The organism is Burkholderia mayonis (assembly GCF_001523745.2).
GTDB classification, from domain to species: domain Bacteria; phylum Pseudomonadota; class Gammaproteobacteria; order Burkholderiales; family Burkholderiaceae; genus Burkholderia; species Burkholderia mayonis.
Map to the genome: position 1 here is coordinate 1073118 of NZ_CP013387.1, position 16046 is coordinate 1089163.

Consider the following 16046-nt stretch of genomic DNA (forward strand, 5'->3'; position numbering starts at 1 on the left):
GCCGGCGGTGAACGGCTCGGGGCTGCGGGAAGGCTCGCATGATCGAGCGCGCGGGACGATCGACGGGACGGGCGAGAGGCTCGCTGACGCAGCCGATGGACGATACGCTGAAGAAGTCGTCCGGCAGCCGATGCAAGCGAGGCAGTGCGCGGTGCATGAGGCGTTCGGGGATCGATCCATCGCGCTGGCGCGATCGCGCGCGGATGCCGAATCGCGATGCGCGGCGGCATCGCGTTCGACGAGGCGAGCGGGGCAGATCGATTCGTGCGACGTCGCGAGCGAGGTTGCGGCCGGCGACTGCATCGATCGATGGCCTGCCCGTTTCGATAAACGATAGATAAATCAATATCCAAGCGCCATTTCGATGCGCTTTTCTTCGAATTGCAACGGCGAAATATATGGACCGGCGCTTCTCTATTCGTATGAACATTCTAGCTTTCGAAGTGTAATAATCTATAGAATCGCCATCTTTCATTTAAATGAACAAACAGACATGGCTGAATCGACCGTAGTCAGAATGGCCCATTCCGGGGATTATCCGAACATCCTGTCATTGCAGAACGCAAATCAGATCGTCAATCTCACCGAGGCGGAGCGCAAAAATGGCTTCCTTTCTGCGGAAATTCCCGAGAAGAAGATCGACGCGATCGCGTCGGACATCGGCATTGTCGTCGCCTACGAAGAATCGGAGTTCGCAGGATTCTTCTGCATTTCCCGCCTCGATCCGTGGCGCGGCAATGCGATCATCGATGCGCTCGTCGCATCGTTCGAAAAGAGCGGCGAATATACGCTGGAAGAATTATCCGATACCGTATGTCTATTCGGCCCGATGTGCTTGAGTCGGGTGGCGCGCGGAAATGGAATTCTCGAAAAGATGATCGGTTTCGCGATCGCTTCCGCCAAAACTCGCTTCAAGAACGCAATCAGCTTCATTGCCGTCGATAACGAGCGATCAGTCAATGCGGTCGCGAAGCTCGGATATCGGCCCGTTCACCGCTTCGTGTCCGGCGAGCGCGAATATCACGCGTTGGTCGCCGATCTCGGCTGAGGGCGAAGCACACGGCATGGCCGGCCGCCGAAGACGCGCATCGCGTGCGCCGCTGGCCGCGCATCCGTCGATGCGCGGCGTGACGCGAGCCGTCGGCCGAGCGCATCGCGCACGATGTCGATCGCGCGCGGCGCCGTTTCCGTGCGATTCCATTCGGATTCCGCTCGTTTGCCGCGATCCGATCGCGCGTTCGCCGGCCCATCGCGAAGCGCGCACGCAAGGATCGCGCAAAACCGGACAGACGGCGCCGCGCGCACGGCAATCCGACAAGCGCCGCGGACGCTTCGTCACTCGATCGCATTATTGTGAAAGCCGAGTTTAAAGCGATAATAATTCAACAATATAAAATATATTGATAATTCGTCTGTTAAATTGACTTGTTAATCATCGGTGTTATATCTTTTGCGCTCCAAAATAACCGAGGGCAAGTCAAATGCTAATAACAGAGATGTCTCGCAAGGCCCGTCGCTGGTCCGCCGTCATCGCGATGTCGGTATTCACGGGCTGGGTCGGCACGGCGTGGGCCAATACGCAGCCGTCGCAGGAAAAGCAGGCGCGCATGCCGCGTTTGCCGCAGAACTTGCCGCTGTCGCCCGAGCAGGCCGAATACAATCTGCCACTCAGCAAGCAGGATCGCGCGACGCTCGTCGAACCGCTGCGGCAGAAGCAGCAGGCGACGCGCAGCAAGCGCAGCGCGCCGGGCGCTGATTGCCGCGACATGTCGGCGATGACCCAATATCACGGCGCCGCGCTTGCCGATTACATCGCGAATCTTCCTGATTACGAATGCCATTACGGCCTGTTTTCGGTCGATAAACCGCTGGCCGCGCAGATTTTCAATGCCGAAAATGTTCATGCGGTCGCGAGTCGTTTCGTGCAGGACATATATCGATACGACGCGAGCAATTTGATTTTGGTCAATTTGCTGATTTATCTGCGTTCCGCTTATTACCAATATGAGGTATCGGGTCTTGCCAATCCGATTCCGGATCTCGCCGTATGGCTGCGTCCGTACATTCGGCAGAGCCTCGCGGGCGACGCGCTGTTTCGTGAGAATTCGCGTGCGCCGAGCACCGCGAACGAGTTGATGAAGCTCATCACGAACATGAAGGACGAAGCGTACTACCTGCCGACGCTGAAAGACCGCGTCGCGCTCTACACCGCAAGCGCGGCGAATCCGCAAGCTGCGGCGCCGCTGCTGCAGCCGAGCGCGGCGGGCGGCTTCACCGGCCTGCTGACCGTGTTCTTCTACGCGCATCAGCGCAGCGCCGCGCAGCAGATGCTCGGCAGCGACGCGACGCTGCCGGAGACGCTCGATCGCTTCGTCACGGCGAACCGCGCGAGCCTGTCGAACACGAGCGCCGCCTATCAACTGGCGGATGCGGCGCGCGAAACGTTTCGCTTTCTCCGCTATCCGGCGCAGAAGCCGCGCGTGAAGAAGATGATCCAGGACATGCTCGCGTCGACGAGCATGACGGGCGCGGGCAGCGACCTGTGGCTCGCGGCGGCGGAGGCGGTCGACTATGGCGATTCGGGCAACTGCGCGGACTACGGCACGTGCGACTACAAGAAGCGGTTGACCGACGCGGTGCTCACGCGCCGTCACGCATGCAACGCGAGCGTGCGCATTCTCGCGCAGGGCATGACGGCGCCTCAGCTTCAGTCGGTGTGCGCGGCGGTCGCGCTACAGGACGACTATTTCCACCGGATGATGAAGACCGGACGCAAGCCGGTCGCAGGCGATCGCAACGATACGATCGAGCTCGTCGTGTTCGACGACTACGAGAACTATCGAAAGTATGCTTCGGTGATCTACGGAATCAGCACCGACAACGGCGGCATGTATCTCGAAGGCGATCCGTCGGCGCCCGGCAATCAGGCGCGCTTCATCGCGCACGAAGCCTCGTGGCTGCGGCCGGAGTTCAAGGTCTGGAATCTCGAGCATGAGTTCACGCACTATCTCGACGGCCGCTACGACATGGCGGGCGATTTCACGGCGAGCACCGCGAAGCCGACCGTCTGGTGGATCGAAGGCGTCGCCGAGTATCTGTCGAGAAAGAACGACAACCAGGAATCGATCGACGCCGCGCGCATGGGCACGTACCAGTTCTCGGACGTGCTCGGGACGCGTTACTCATCGAGCGACTATGTCGCGCGCGCGTACCGGTGGGGCTACATGGCGACGCGCTTCATGTTCGAGCGCCATCGCGCCGACGTCGACACGATCGTGTCGCGCTTTCGCACCGGCGACTACGACGGCTACGAGAACTACGTCGCGTACATCGGCCGCCGCTACGACAACGAGTTTGCCGATTGGGTGCGCAACGCGACGACGGCGGGCGAGCCGACGCTGCCGGCGAAGAACTGACGCGCGATCGAACGTTTGCGAGCGCGGGGCGACGGTGAAGCGAACGACGCGGACTTGGCGTCTCGCGACCGTTCGCTCTCCTCCGTCGTCCCGCGCTGCGGATCATTGGTGAATCATACGGGCGGCAGGCGTTGAAAGGCGCATATGCCGCCCGGATCGAGTCCGTGCGACACGCGTCGCCGTTCCCGGCTCGTCGATCGAGCGCTATCAATGCGCAGGGCCGCGTGCACGATCGGTCTGGCCGATGCGCGCTTCGATCAGTGATGACGATACGGCGCGTCCCAGCCGCCCGATGTCGGCGAGACGCGCTGACCGGATTGCATCGCGCCGGCGGCGGTGCCGCCGTAGCCGGAGCTCGACGTGTTGACGCCGCCGCTTGCCGATGCGATGCGAGCTTCGGTTGCCTGGATGTTCGCCGGGTACTGGTTCTTCGACGGCTGATAGCCGGCTTTTTCGAACTGGATCAGTTCGTTGCGCACTTGCGCACGCGTCAGCGGCCCATTGGACGACGGTTGCGCAAACGACAGGGCCGGAACAGCGAGTGCGAGTGCAAGCGCGACCGTTTTCAGAGCGGACTTCATGATGCGTACCTCCATTTGTCCCCGCCGCGGGCGAGCGTGCTCGCGGTCGGCCATGACAGCTTGACGAATCTGTCTTAAGACGAGGTTAACGGCGCCGTGCGGGATGTTGCCGGATGTGTTGTGATACGGGGCGTCGTCGAAGGATGAAGAGGGCCGCGAATGACGGCGGCCGTGAAAATTGACACTCGCATTCGGTGTGCGATCCTGCGATCAACCAGATCGTGGCGCTGTCCAGCGCGCAAAGCCGGCTGCGGCGTTCATCGCGATGTTCATCCGGCTGAGTTTGGGGAGCGCCGAATATGGGGGCGGCTTTCCGTTCCCGGGACCCAATCCGGACGAATCATCGATACAACTTGTTGCAGCTTTATCGCTGGACGTCCACGCGGCATGGCTTCGCGCCGATCGTGCCGGACCGCCGGAGCCGTTGTCTGCTTGCACCCCATGATGGAACGGTGCGATTGCGCGGAACATGAGACCGCTTTCCGGGTCACGCTTCGCCAGCGGTTCCCAGCAGAGCCGAGTCTCGCCCGCTCGTTTGCAATTGGGATCGGAAGTTGGCGAGGAGTGCCGAGCGATCGTGATAGGCCGTCGCCAGCGAGTGGCCGTAGGAAATCACGGCCTCGTTGACGGGATGCCGCACACGTTCGAACGAGCCCAGCGCTTCGGCCAGCGCGACCTGTCCGCTCAAATACCGGTCGAGGCAACTGCCGAGCTCGCCGGCATCCTCGATCGCGAGGTTCATCCCTTGGCCGGTAATCGGATGGATGCTGTGAGCCGCATCGCCGAGCAGCACGACATTCTGCTTGTGATAGCGGCTCAGATTCATCCGGCCGAGCGGTATCAACGGAAATTCCGTACCCGCGCCTATCATCGCCATCGCATCGGCGCTCTCGTGACTGACGAATTCACTCAGACGCGACACCAGCTTCGCACGCGTGGCGTCGGCAAGATAGCCTTGCATGTCGTTTGCGGGAAAGCTGACGACGAGACGCGTCGCTTCGTTACCGATCGGGTAGAAGTAGGCGAGCCCCTTGCTCGAATCGACGTATAGCCTGTTGCATTCCCGAACGCTGTCGGTCAGCGGAATCGTGCCGAATGCCATCGGCGTCGTATACGGAATGCGCTCGGCGTGCATGCGCAGGATGTCGGTGCGAATCATCGAGCGCGCTCCGTCGGCGCCGACGAGCACATTGGGCGAGACGGTCTCGCCGTCGCTCAATACGAGCGACGTCACCGCGCCGCCGGCGTCTTGCTCGACTTGCTCGATGGACGTCTCGAAGCGCAAATCCACATTGGGCAGGCCGTCGAGCTTGCCGAGCAGCAAGCGACGCAACTGCTCGCAAGGAATCAGAATGAAGAAGCCGAGCGTGCTGGAAACCCGATAGTCCAGCGATGCGATCGGTTCCTTGTCGTGGAACAGCTTCATCGCATCGCGCTCGAGCCCGCCGGCAGCGAAGACGTCGTCGAGCAGATCCATCCCGCGAATGATGTCGATGCCGGAGGGCTTCAGCAAATCGGCGCCGTTTTGTGCCCGATTCCGCGCCAGTTGCTCGACGACCGTGACGCCGTAGCCGCGTCTTCCAAGCAGGTACGCGAGCGCGACACCTGCGATACCGCTGCCATTGATCAGTACATCGACGTGCTTGCTTTTCATAGTGGGTTCGTTTTATTCCAATGATCGCCATTGACGATTTTCCCGACCCCGGACGGATTCGGTCAGGCGAATCGTGACGCAGGCCTATGAACAAGATTCGTGTGCCGCTTCAGTCTTTTCGATTTCGTATTCGTGGTTTATTGAATGAAAAAATTTCAGCGTGCCGCAATCCTGCCGATCTTTCCAGGGTGATTCGTCATGGAATTTGCTTGAGCTCGGGAGGGAGGCAGCCTTCCACGGCCGACCGGCGCGCATATGCAACGAAGTGAACCTATCGTGCGGACCGCTCGCTGATCGCGACCGCAATCGTATTAAAGATGCAAAAAATATGCAAATAATTATGGCAGAGAGAAATGGAAATCGATGTGCGAGATGAGCTGATGAAGGGTGATCGATTTATTTTTAGAAAAAGTCAAAAGATCTATTTCATCGATTGCGGGAAAATGTGTCAATTCGATCGCCAAATAAACTGACGCCGCAAATCGCGATGGACATATCGAATGCGCGTCACGACGACGGCCTGCTCGCCGTCAATCGCAAGCAGATCGCGCGCAATGCCCAGCGAGCTCGCGTCGTGCAGAGCCGCGGGCGCGAACGTGCGCGCGTGCGCGACGCGATGTCGCGCGCGTCCACATCGCCCGATCGAATATCCGACGCAGCGAAAGCGATGCGGACAAGCCCGCCGGTTTCGCTTCCGCGCCGCTCAGCGCGCGGTCATTTTCACGCCGCGCCGTGGCGCGCCGCTCGTCGCGATCGTGCGTGCGGCGGGCGCACGCTTCGGCCGTTCGGTCTTCCGCGCCGAAGGCTCTTCCGCGGGCGGCGGCTCGGCCGTCTTGCGCGCGGCGCGCGTGCGTAGCGGCTTCTGCCCGCCCGGCAGCGATGGGAACGCCGGCTGCCCATCGCCGAAGAGCGGCAGCGTGCCGACCGCGATCAGCTCGACGGGCGCGTTGCCGACGTTCACGACGCGGTGCCGCTCATGCGCATTGAAGTGCGGCGAATCGCCGGGCCGAGCGGGAAGTCCTGTTTGCCGACGGTGTAGCGGACGCGCCTCGACAGGACGAACACGAATTCGTCGCTGGCATGCGCGACCCATTCGGAGCAATAGCCTTCCATCATCGACACCTTGACCGCGTTGAGCTGGCTGTCCGTGAAGGTGGTCGACAGGCGCTCGTAGCGCTGCTGCGTCGGGCGGATCGAATACGATTCGCGGCTGCCTTGATGCGAATCCGGCTGATCCTGACGGGGCTGGTCGACGAGCGCGCTGAGCGGCGCGCGCAGCGCGCTCGCGACATTGACGAGCGAAGAGATCGAAATGCCGGTCAGGTTGCGTTCGACTTGCGACAGGAATCCGACCGACAGGTTTGCCTCGGCGGCGACCTCGAGCAGCGTTTTCTTCAACTCGCGGCGCAGGCGGCGGATGCGTCCGCCGATGTGCATGATGTCCGAATCCATGCATTTCCCACGAGGCTACGGTTGCCGTTCGACGCAAGCGCGCGGCGCGCTGGCGGGTTGCGTCGGCCGTGCCCGTTGCGCGGGCGCGGCGCGGGGCGATGGTGCCCGTGCATTGTACAGCGACGCTTTTGGCTTTTTGCGCGGCGGAGGCGTAGGTCTACGCGCATCGCCGACGCTTCGCCGGGCGCGTTCACGCGGGCGGACAGCGCTTGATTCACGTCAAGGCCGCCGTCGCGCGACGGGCGATCATACAGGCAGGCTGGATGGAAAGCACGCGCGTCGATCGCGCGTGACGACGCCGGCGCGCGGGCCGCGCACGCAGTCGGGCGGCCGCACACACGAAGCCAGGAGACCGTCATGGTGCGCAAATATCGGGTCATTCTCGCGACCATCGCCGTATTCATATCGCTCGCGGGGATGATGGAAGCCATTCGCGGTCTGCTGTTCGACAGTAATGCCGAATTTTTGTATGGCGTGGTGGCGCTGTCGCTCGGCGTCGCCGCGTTCGTCGTGCTGCTGAATCCGACGCCGAAGGACGAGCGCTGACCGCGTCGCGATGCGAGTCCCACATCGGACGATTCATCCGCCTGAAAGCACACGAAATCACGCCGTCGGCGCGACGCAGGCGTGGGGCTGGCCGGTCATCGAACGGCTGGCGCGGCTGTCGCGGTCGGGACGGCCGCCGGTTGTCCATCGCCGGCTTATTCCGATTCCCGGATTCATCCGCTTACCGATCAGCTCGGCACGACCGCCGAATGCGCGCGCTTGTCCGCGAGCGGCAATTCTCCCCAGCCGAGCGGAATGAACACCGTGCCGCCCGCTTTCTCGACCGTTTCGACGAACGTGCGGAGCGTCGCGCCTGCGGCGATCGACAGCGGCTCGCCGCCGAAGTAGCTTTCGGTTCGCAGCCACGGCGCGAGCCCTTCGTTGATGTCGACGACGCTGCAGGTGACGGCGCTGCGCCCGGCCTCGGGCGGCAGCAGCGGGCCGTCGAACGCGACGCGCAGGAGCTGGTCCGGACTGTCCCCATAGGGCGGCCCCGCATACAGCTCGTAAGGCGCCTCGCTCCAGCGGTCGCCGCATTGGCGGTCGAGCGGCAGGCACGTGAAGTAGGCCCACGGACTGCGCACGAAGCACAGGCGATAGGTGTCGCGGACGCCTTCGAGATTCGCTTTCAGTGTCATGGCTCGCCTCTTCGTTCGACGCTCGCGGGGCCGGCACACCGGATGTGACGGGGCGTGCGATGCGACGATCATCGTTCCGCCGCCGCCCGGCGCGTTGACGCAGATCAACCGTGCGCCGCGCGCGGCCGGTTGACGTGGGTCAAGCGCGTGCGGCGGCGCGGCTCTATGCTGAAGCATCGATGGATCCGTTGCCCGTCCCGGCAGCGGCTACAGGAGGCTGTCATGCCCGTCATGAAGATTTCGTTTCCTCAAGATCCGCCGCCCGAATATTGTGCGCGCGATCTCGTCGTCGCATTCCCCGCGCTCGTCGACGGCGAGTACGTGCAATGCGCGATCACGGCCGAGGCGCTCGAGGATCATTTCGGCGCGGCATCGCTGAAGGAAGACGATCTGCTTACGGCGTTCGACCTGCACCGCGGCAAGATCGAGCATGCCGCGCGCCGGATGCTCACCGAGATCGGCGGCAAGCCGGTCTTGCTGCACAGCGGGTTCTTTCGATTCCTTTACGAGTAGCGCCCGCGCGCCGCGCGGCTTCGCGTTGCGCCGCGGCGGCCGATTCGGCAGGAGAGCGACATGACGTTGTCAGGCAACATTCAGGAAGGCGACTGGACGGTCGAAGTGACGACGTCGCCGGTGCAGGGCGGTTACGTGTGCGATATCAAGGTGATGCACGGCGCGCCGAGCGGCGCATTCAAGCACGCGTTCCGGCACAGCAGGACGTTTCCGACCGAGCGCGACGCGATGCTCGAGGGGCTGCGCGCCGGCATGACCTGGATCGAGCTGAAGATGTCGAAGGCGTTCAACCTGTGAGGGCGCGCGGGGCGCGCGCCGGCCGCGCGTAGCCGCCGCGTGCGGGCCCGCCCGCGGCCGTCAATCCTCGTCCGGGTCGTCGATCAGCTTGTGCCGCAGCGCGTAGCGCACGAGCGCCGCTTCGTGCGGCATCTGCATCTTCTCGAGAATTCGCGTCTTGTACGTGCTGACCGTCTTCGCGCTGACGCACAGCTCGTCGGCGATCTGCGTGAGCGTCTGTCCGGACGCGATCCGGCGGAACACGTCGAACTCGCGGTCGGAGAGCCGATGGTGCGGCAGCGTCTCGGCCGGCTCGTTCAGGCTTTGCGCGAAGCGCTCGGCCATCGCGAGGCTCACGTACACGCCGCCCGACGCGACCTTCGTCACCGCGCCGACGAGCTCCGAGCTCGCGCTTTCCTTCGTCAGATAGCCGGACGCCCCCGCCCGGAACGCGCGCACCGCGTACTGCTGCTCCGCGTGCATCGTCAGCACGAGGATCCGCAGCGCGGGCTTCTCGTCCTTGATCTGCTTGATGAGCTCGACACCGTTGCGTCCCGGCATCGACAGATCGAGCACGAGCACCTGCGCGGGCGTCGAGCGGATGAGCGAGATGGTCGTCGCGCTGTCGAACGCTTCGCCCGCGACCTCGAAGCCGGATGCATTCTGCAGGATGTGGCGCAAGCCGTCGCGCACGAGCGCGTGGTCGTCGGCAATCAAAACCTTGATCATGGGTGGAGATATTCCTGTCGAAACGATTGCGTCGGGGAGGTCGACTGGTGCGCGGCGCGTTCGGCGGCGGACGGAGCAGGGCGGTCGCACGGCTGCGCACCGCGCGGGCGGCCGGCCGCCGCGCAGCCGCGTCCGGCCCGGCCGGCGCCGAACGCGCCGGCGGCCGCGAACGCGCCGGCGCGGGCCCGCACCGGCGAACCGGTGCAGGGCACGGCGTGCATGCGTTCGTTTCGTACCGTCGCACGAGCGGTCGTCAAGCTTTTACTCCCCGGTCGAGGCCGGCTGCGATGCGGCGTCCCGAACGCACGGACACCCTCGCAAGTGGGCCACGGCCTCTTATCATGAATATTGAGATGAATTGTGCTCGAATTGGCTGTTTTTGGCTAATGGGATTGCGCAGCAGGCATGGCGAACGAAGCGACGCCGCATGTTCGACGAGCGTTGCGTAGGCCGTGCGCGCACCCCGAGCGCACACTTGATCCTCGTCAACGGCGGGCCGTGCGCGTCGCGCGAGACTCTCGGCAGGGCGTGTTCGCACGCGATCGAATGGTGTTCTCCCGGAGGTGTCGACCATGTACAAACGAATCTTCGCGGCGCTCGACGGCAGCCGCAGCGCAGGCGTCGCGCTGGACGAAGCGATCAAGATCGCCGAGACGTTCGGCGCAACGGTGACGGCCGTCTGCGTCGTCGAGCACAAGCCGCAACTCGTCGACGTCAATGCCGCGTACATCGAGCCGCAGGAGGAAGACGGCTCGGCGAGCGAGATCGCGACCCGCGTGCTCGCCGACGCGAAGGCGCGGCTCGCGCAGCATCACGTCGAAGGCACGGTGCGCGCGATCGATTCGTATGGCGAGGACGTCGCGGTGGTGCTGATGCGCACGGCCGCCGAATGCGACGCCGACCTGGTGGTGCTGGGCACGAGCGGACGCCATGGCATTCGCCGGCTGCTGCTCGGCAGCGTCGCGGAATCGCTGCTGCGGATCGCGGATCGGCCGGTGCTGCTGCGCCGCTACGACGAGTCCGCGCAGTGACGCGGATCGTCGCGCCCGGCTGTTGCATTGCGGCATCGGGCGCGCGTTCGCTGACGCGGCGAGACGGCATCAGTCGTCGGAATCGCCGGCTGAAAGCATCGCGAAAGCACCACGAACTGTACGACGCGAGCGCGATGTAAAAGCGAAAGGCGCCCGGAAGCGGGCGCCTTTCTTTCGTACATATCGGCCCGGGCCGGCGGGCGGTTGCGCCGATCCGGCGCCCCGGTATCCGTTCCGGCACCGGCTCGCGGACGCGGCGCCGCTCAGTGCGACAGCAGCACCGGCACCGTCATCGATTCGAGCATCGTCCGGGTGACGCCGCCGAGCACGCGCTCGTGCGTCCGTGTGTGGCCGTATGCGCCGAGCACGAGCAGGTCCGCGTGCAGGTCGGCTGCGCGGTTCAGCAGCACCGCGCCCGTTTCGACGCCGGGCACATGCGCCGACGCCGAGAACGACGCCTGGATGCCGTGCCTGCCGAGGTATGCGGCGACGTCGATGCCGGCAGGCGCGAGATCGGCGCCCGTCTTGCGGCGCCGCAGAACGCTTTCCACCGTCACGAAGCGCGCGCGCCTGAGGATCGGCAGCGCGTCCGTGACCGCGCGCGCGGCCTCGCGGCCGCCGTCCCACGCGACCAGCACGTTCTCGCCGAACGTGCGCATCGCGCCCGTGAACGGCAGCACGATCGCCGGAACGCCGCAGCTCATCACGACGTCGTCGACGAAATGCTGTTCGATGTACGCCGTGTCGTCGCCCGGATCGGGCTGGCCGAGCACGACGAGATCAGCGTGGCGCGCATGCAGCGTCGCGACGTCGGTGGGCGGGCCGGCCGGCGCGCGCCATTCGAAGTTGACGCCCGAGCGTTTGCCCGCGGCCGTGAAGCGCGCCTGCGCTTCGTCGCGCCGTGCGGCGTGCTGAGCCTCGTTCGCCGCGAGACGCAGGCTTTCGTCGCTGCGAAAGAGCGGCCGCAGCAGATCCTGGCACACGACGTACAGGCCGATCACATGTGCGTCCCAGCGCCGCGCGAGGTCGAGCGCGAACTCGGTGCGCGCATCGCTCTGGCGGCTGTCGTCGATATGGACAAGCAAAGTCTTGAATTTCATCACGCAGTCTCCGTCGGATGAGTCGCGTTCGCGTCGTCGGCCGGCACGCTGCGGGCAGGGATCATCATCACTGGGCAGCGGGCGTGGCGCAGCAGCCGCTCGGCGACGCTGCCGAGCATCAGCCGGCGCACGCCGCGCCGGCCGTGCGTGCCCATCACGATCAGGCTCGCGCCGATCTCGCGGGCCGCGCGCTCGAGGCGCTCGGCGATGTCCTCGCCCGGCGGCTCGACTTCGATGAGCCGCGGCGCGCCGGCGACGCCGCGCCGCGTCATCCGGCTCTGCGCGTCGTCGAGCACGCGCCGGCCTTCCTCGCGAAACGCGTCGATGAGGATCGACGGGTCATAGCCCGGCGTATCGAATGCGAACACCGGCATGTCGACGACGTAGACGGGCACGAGCCGCGCGCCTGTGTCGACGGCGAGCTGCAGCGCCGCGTCGAGCGCATGCGACGCGGTCTCGCTGCCGTCGAGCGCGACAAGAATGATCGAATACATGTTTGTCTCCCAACACCTTTTTCGTTCGGTCAACATCGGCCGCGCATCGCGCCGCCCGCCTGACCCGGATCACGCGCGCGGGGCTTGCCGTCCGCGCGCCTCTTCGGGCGGCTGCGGAGGCGCGCGGCGTTGCGCGGCTCAGTGCGACATCAGCACCGGCACCGTCATCGATGCGAAGATCGTACGCGTCACGCCGCCGAGGATCAGCTCCTTCCAGCGCGCGTGGCCGTATGCGCCCATCACGAGCAGATCCGAACCCGATTCGTACGCGTGCGACAGCAGCACGTCGCCGATCGACGAGTCGCGCGAGCGTTCGAGATCCCGCACGTCGATGTTCGCGTGATGGCGCGCGAGCGTGAGCGCGATGTCGGCGCCCGGAATCCGCCCGCCGGGCGGCTCCTGCGTGGCGCCGTTCACGGTGACGATCGTCGTCTTCGTCGCGAGTGCGAGGAACGGCGCCGCGTCGTGGACGGCCCGCGTCGCCTCGCGGCTGCCGTCCCACGCGACGAGCACGCGCGTGCCGAGCGCGGACGGCATGCCCGCGTACGGCAGCAGCAGCACCGGGCGGCCCGCCGACAGCACGAGCGTGTCGGGGAAGCTGTCGTCGACGTAGGTTTCGGGGTCGTCCGGATCGGTCTGGCCGGCGATCACGAGGTCTGCGTAGCGCGCGTAGTGCGGCACCGATTCGTTCGCGCGCGCATCGGCGACGATCCACTGTCCCTGCACGTTGGCGCGCGTCAGCTCCGCGTGGAACAGGCGCTCGAGCGCCGCGCGCTTCTCGCCGCGCCGCTTCTCCTGATCGGAGAAGTAGTCGGCGGTGCCCGCCATCACGTAGAACGACGTCGGCTCGGGCGTGTAGATCGCGAAGATCGCCGTCAAGTGGGCGCCGAACTGGCGCGCGAGCGTCAGCGCTGTTTCGAGCCGCGCGCGCGCGCGGTCGCTCGTGTCGAGATGGACCAGGATGCTCTTGTAGCTCATCGCTCGTTCTCCTTGGTTCCGGCGCCCGGTGCGCCGTCTGTGCGTATGCCCCCAGTCTATGAAGGGCGCGGGCGGGGCGCTTGACTCAGATCAAAGCCCGTCCGGCCGTCCGCCCGCTCGTGGGGGACGCCGCGCGCGAGCGCCGCACGCGGATGGGCCGCGGCGCTTGATTCGCGTCAACCGGCGCGCGCGGCAAGCGCATAGAGTGGGGCGCGAGGGGCATCCCACGCCCCGCGAGCGGAGAGACGACATGAAAGCGCTGGTGTATCACGGGCCCGGCAGCAAATCGCTGGACGAGCGCCCGATGCCGGAATTGGCGGCGCCGACGGACGTCATCGTGCGCGTCACGCGCACGACGATCTGCGGCACCGACCTGCACATCCTGAAAGGCGACGTGCCGAGCTGCGAGCCGGGGCGCATTCTCGGCCACGAGGGCGTCGGCGTCGTGCATCTCGTGGGCGCCGCGGTGAGCACGCTGAAGGAGGGGGATCGCGTGCTGATCTCGTGCATCTCGTCGTGCGGCCAGTGCGAATATTGCCGGCGCGGGATGTATTCGCACTGCGCGACGGGCGGCTGGATCCTCGGCAACCGGATCGACGGCACGCAGGCCGAATACGTTCGGATCCCGCACGCGCAGACGAGCCTGTACCGGATTTCGCCGGGCGCGGACGAGGAGGCGCTCGTGATGCTATCCGACATTCTGCCGACGGGTTTCGAGTGCGGCGTGCTGAACGGCAAGGTGCAGCCGGGCTGCACGGTCGCGATCGTCGGCGCAGGGCCGATCGGGCTCGCCGCGCTGTTGACCGCGCAGTTCTATTCGCCCGCGCAGATCGTGATGATCGATCCGGACTCGAACCGGCTCGCGGTCGCGAAGCGCTTCGGCGCGACCGCGTGCGTCGACAACGGCCAGGTCGACGCGGTCGCCGAGGTGAAGGCGCTGACGGGCGCGGGCGTCGACTGTGCGATCGAGGCGGTCGGCATTCCCGCGTCGTTCGAGCTGTGCCAGCAGATCATCGCGCCGGGCGGCGTGATCGCGAACGTCGGCGTGCACGGCGTGAAGGCGGATCTGCATCTCGAGACACTGTGGGACCGCAACATCACGATCACGACGCGGCTCGTCGACACGTCGAGCACGCCGATGCTGCTGAAGACCGTCGGCTCGGGGAGGCTCGATCCGAAGCAACTGATCACGCACCGTTTTCGGCTCGCCGACATCGGACAGGCGTACGAAACCTTCGGCCACGCGGCGAACACGCGCGCGCTGAAGGTCATCATCGAAGTGTCCGAGTAGGCGCGCGGACGGCGCGGGCCGCGTGAGCCGCTCGCGCGGCCGCCGTTTGCTGTCGTTTGTTGTCGTTCGCTGTCGTTCGCTGTCGTTCGCGATTCCGCCCGGTTTCTCGAAGCCGGGCGGACGCGCGCGCTCGCTTGCTTGCACGAGCGGGTCACGAAACGCGTTTAGAATGCGGGTTGCCGATCTACGCCGCGCACGCGCCGCGGCCGGCGCCGCGGCGATTCGCGGGCGCCGACGCCACCCGGCTCGGCATTCGTCGCGTTCGAGGTGCGTTCGTGTGGCATTTTCCCCAGGCTATTCCCGCGTCGCTCGGTCCGTGGGCCGTGTTCGCCAGCGTGCTCGTCACGCAGCTCGGCATGCCCGTTCCGGCCGTGCCGATGCTGATCGTCGGCGGCACGATGGCGGCGATGGGCCAGGCGTCCTATGCGAGCATGCTCGGTGCGGCGGTCGCCGCGACCGTGCTCGCCGATTCGATGTGGTTCTTCGCCGGCCGCGCGCGCGGCCGGCGGCTCCTCAACGCGCTCGTGCGCTTCTCGCTGTCGCTCGACACGACGCTGCGCGTCGCGCGCAAGGTGTTCGAGAAGCACGGCGCGCCGCTCCTCGTGCTCGCGAAATTCCTGCCGGGCCTCGGGCTCGTGTCCGCGCCGCTCCTCGGCACGACGGCCGTCGCCGTCTGGGTGTTCCTGCTGTGGGACGTCGCCGGCGCGTCGCTGTGGGCGAGCGTGTGGCTCTTCGGCGGCGCGGCGCTGCACGACGAGATCGTGCGGCTGATGCAGTGGGTGAGCGCGAGCGGCGGCACGCTGTTCGACGCGTTCGCGGCGATCTTCGTCACGTTCGTGCTGTACCGCTGGGTGATGCGCGTCCGCTTTCGCCGCTGGCTCGCGAAAATCCGCATCAGCCCGCAGCAACTCGATGCGATGCTGAAATCGGCCGCGCCGCCCGTCGTTTTCGACGCGCGGCCACGCGCGGTGCGCGACAAGGAAGCGTACCGGATCGCGGGCGCCTATCCGCTCGATCTCGATTCGCCCGATCCGCTGCATCCCGACCTGATGACGCGGCCGATCGTCGTCTACTGCGTATGCCCGAACGAGGCGACCGCGAAGCGCATCGTCAGCCAGTTGCAGCGCAAGCGCATCCGCCACGCGCTCGCGCTGAAGGGCGGCCTCGACGCGTGGGAAAAGCTCGGCTATCCGGTCGAGCCGCTGCCCGCCGACTTCGACGCCGCGCGCTACGTCGCGCCGCCCGTCGAGCCGGATGACGGCGGTGGTTATCCGGTGCGCGCCGGCTTGACGGACTAGCCGCGCCGATCGCGGCGGCGGCTCGCCGAGCCGAAGCCGCCGCGTTGCT

General features: G+C 65.7%; 15 protein-coding genes and 1 pseudogene. 8 read left to right on the forward strand and 8 right to left on the reverse strand.

The annotated features are described in order from the left end of the window. Positions 1 to 493: 493 nt before the first annotated feature. A complete protein-coding gene (locus WS70_RS23320; RefSeq protein WP_082722443.1) occupies positions 494 to 1048 on the forward strand; it encodes a GNAT family N-acetyltransferase in 555 nt (184 codons plus the stop codon). A gap of 433 nt (positions 1049 to 1481) precedes the next feature. Next, entirely contained in the window at positions 1482 to 3416 is a 1935-nt protein-coding gene (locus WS70_RS23330; RefSeq protein WP_059598431.1) for a collagenase, read from the forward strand. A gap of 257 nt (positions 3417 to 3673) precedes the next feature. On the opposite strand, the gene WS70_RS23335 is transcribed toward WS70_RS23330, so the two are convergent. From WS70_RS23335 to WS70_RS23345, 3 genes and pseudogenes are all read right to left on the reverse strand, one after another. Beyond that, positions 3674 to 3997 carry a DUF4148 domain-containing protein gene (locus WS70_RS23335; RefSeq protein WP_059472439.1) on the reverse strand — a complete coding sequence of 108 codons (324 nt, stop codon included), beginning with the start codon at positions 3995 to 3997 and terminating at the stop codon, positions 3674 to 3676. 487 nt (positions 3998 to 4484) lie between these two features. Further along, positions 4485 to 5651 carry an FAD-dependent monooxygenase gene (locus WS70_RS23340; protein ID WP_059598430.1) on the reverse strand — a complete coding sequence of 389 codons (1167 nt, stop codon included), beginning with the start codon at positions 5649 to 5651 and terminating at the stop codon, positions 4485 to 4487. Between the two features lie 703 nt (positions 5652 to 6354). Then, positions 6355 to 7103, reverse strand: a pseudogene (locus WS70_RS23345) (helix-turn-helix domain-containing protein). A gap of 357 nt (positions 7104 to 7460) precedes the next feature. Here WS70_RS23345 and WS70_RS23355 point away from each other — a divergent pair. After that, complete coding sequence (locus tag WS70_RS23355) at positions 7461 to 7649, forward strand: DUF2964 domain-containing protein (RefSeq protein WP_059472391.1); 189 nt, start codon at positions 7461 to 7463, stop codon at positions 7647 to 7649. 188 nt (positions 7650 to 7837) lie between these two features. Here the strand turns inward: WS70_RS23355 and WS70_RS23360 are convergent, their stop codons facing one another. Then, a complete protein-coding gene (locus WS70_RS23360) occupies positions 7838 to 8287 on the reverse strand; it encodes a hypothetical protein (protein WP_059472392.1) in 450 nt (149 codons plus the stop codon). A 222-nt stretch (positions 8288 to 8509) separates the two neighbouring features. Between WS70_RS23360 and WS70_RS23365 the strand changes: the two genes are divergently transcribed. Both WS70_RS23365 and WS70_RS23370 read left to right on the forward strand, forming a co-directional pair. Then, the gene (locus WS70_RS23365; RefSeq protein ID WP_010108636.1) at positions 8510 to 8800 is read left to right on the forward strand and encodes a DUF1488 family protein; all 291 of its coding nucleotides are present in this window, start codon (positions 8510 to 8512) and stop codon (positions 8798 to 8800) included. A 60-nt stretch (positions 8801 to 8860) separates the two neighbouring features. After that, on the forward strand, positions 8861 to 9097 hold the full coding sequence (locus WS70_RS23370; RefSeq protein WP_059472393.1) for a hypothetical protein: 237 nt from the start codon (positions 8861 to 8863) through the stop codon (positions 9095 to 9097). 60 nt (positions 9098 to 9157) lie between these two features. Here the strand turns inward: WS70_RS23370 and WS70_RS23375 are convergent, their stop codons facing one another. Beyond that, positions 9158 to 9805 carry a response regulator gene (locus tag WS70_RS23375; protein WP_059472394.1) on the reverse strand — a complete coding sequence of 216 codons (648 nt, stop codon included), beginning with the start codon at positions 9803 to 9805 and terminating at the stop codon, positions 9158 to 9160. A gap of 572 nt (positions 9806 to 10377) precedes the next feature. Between WS70_RS23375 and WS70_RS23385 the strand changes: the two genes are divergently transcribed. Beyond that, a complete protein-coding gene (locus WS70_RS23385) occupies positions 10378 to 10836 on the forward strand; it encodes a universal stress protein (protein ID WP_059472396.1) in 459 nt (152 codons plus the stop codon). Positions 10837 to 11099: 263 nt separating this feature from the next. Here WS70_RS23385 and WS70_RS23390 read toward each other — a convergent pair whose 3' ends face one another. The 3 genes from WS70_RS23390 to WS70_RS23400 all read right to left on the reverse strand — a co-directional run bounded on the left by WS70_RS23390 (position 11100) and on the right by WS70_RS23400 (position 13408). Beyond that, entirely contained in the window at positions 11100 to 11936 is an 837-nt protein-coding gene (locus WS70_RS23390; RefSeq protein ID WP_059472397.1) for a universal stress protein, read from the reverse strand. After that, entirely contained in the window at positions 11936 to 12430 is a 495-nt protein-coding gene (locus WS70_RS23395; protein ID WP_010108642.1) for a universal stress protein, read from the reverse strand. Before WS70_RS23395 ends, WS70_RS23390 begins: the two co-directional genes overlap by 1 nt. A 138-nt stretch (positions 12431 to 12568) precedes the next feature. Continuing rightward, the gene (locus WS70_RS23400) at positions 12569 to 13408 is read right to left on the reverse strand and encodes a universal stress protein (RefSeq protein WP_059598429.1); all 840 of its coding nucleotides are present in this window, start codon (positions 13406 to 13408) and stop codon (positions 12569 to 12571) included. Between the two features lie 250 nt (positions 13409 to 13658). Here WS70_RS23400 and WS70_RS23405 point away from each other — a divergent pair, with 250 nt between their 5' ends. Next, complete coding sequence (locus WS70_RS23405; RefSeq protein WP_059598428.1) at positions 13659 to 14699, forward strand: zinc-dependent alcohol dehydrogenase family protein; 1041 nt, start codon at positions 13659 to 13661, stop codon at positions 14697 to 14699. A 275-nt stretch (positions 14700 to 14974) separates the two neighbouring features. Then, on the forward strand, positions 14975 to 15997 hold the full coding sequence (locus WS70_RS23410) for a VTT domain-containing protein (RefSeq protein WP_059472440.1): 1023 nt from the start codon (positions 14975 to 14977) through the stop codon (positions 15995 to 15997). The last annotated feature ends 49 nt before the right edge of the window (positions 15998 to 16046 follow it).

Excerpts from the sequence above, each read along its gene's own strand:
- WS70_RS23320 (WP_082722443.1), top strand. The coding sequence starts at position 494 with ATGGCTGAATCGACCGTAGTCAGAATGGCCCATTCCGGGGATTATCCG.
- WS70_RS23330 (WP_059598431.1), top strand. The coding sequence starts at position 1,482 with ATGCTAATAACAGAGATGTCTCGCAAGGCCCGTCGCTGGTCCGCCGTC.
- WS70_RS23335 (WP_059472439.1), bottom strand. The coding sequence starts at position 3,997 with ATGAAGTCCGCTCTGAAAACGGTCGCGCTTGCACTCGCACTCGCTGTT.
- WS70_RS23340 (WP_059598430.1), bottom strand. The coding sequence starts at position 5,651 with ATGAAAAGCAAGCACGTCGATGTACTGATCAATGGCAGCGGTATCGCA.
- WS70_RS23355 (WP_059472391.1), top strand. The coding sequence starts at position 7,461 with ATGGTGCGCAAATATCGGGTCATTCTCGCGACCATCGCCGTATTCATA.
- WS70_RS23360 (WP_059472392.1), bottom strand. The coding sequence starts at position 8,287 with ATGACACTGAAAGCGAATCTCGAAGGCGTCCGCGACACCTATCGCCTG.
- WS70_RS23365 (WP_010108636.1), top strand. The coding sequence starts at position 8,510 with ATGCCCGTCATGAAGATTTCGTTTCCTCAAGATCCGCCGCCCGAATAT.
- WS70_RS23370 (WP_059472393.1), top strand. The coding sequence starts at position 8,861 with ATGACGTTGTCAGGCAACATTCAGGAAGGCGACTGGACGGTCGAAGTG.
- WS70_RS23375 (WP_059472394.1), bottom strand. The coding sequence starts at position 9,805 with ATGATCAAGGTTTTGATTGCCGACGACCACGCGCTCGTGCGCGACGGC.
- WS70_RS23385 (WP_059472396.1), top strand. The coding sequence starts at position 10,378 with ATGTACAAACGAATCTTCGCGGCGCTCGACGGCAGCCGCAGCGCAGGC.
- WS70_RS23390 (WP_059472397.1), bottom strand. The coding sequence starts at position 11,936 with ATGAAATTCAAGACTTTGCTTGTCCATATCGACGACAGCCGCCAGAGC.
- WS70_RS23395 (WP_010108642.1), bottom strand. The coding sequence starts at position 12,430 with ATGTATTCGATCATTCTTGTCGCGCTCGACGGCAGCGAGACCGCGTCG.
- WS70_RS23400 (WP_059598429.1), bottom strand. The coding sequence starts at position 13,408 with ATGAGCTACAAGAGCATCCTGGTCCATCTCGACACGAGCGACCGCGCG.
- WS70_RS23405 (WP_059598428.1), top strand. The coding sequence starts at position 13,659 with ATGAAAGCGCTGGTGTATCACGGGCCCGGCAGCAAATCGCTGGACGAG.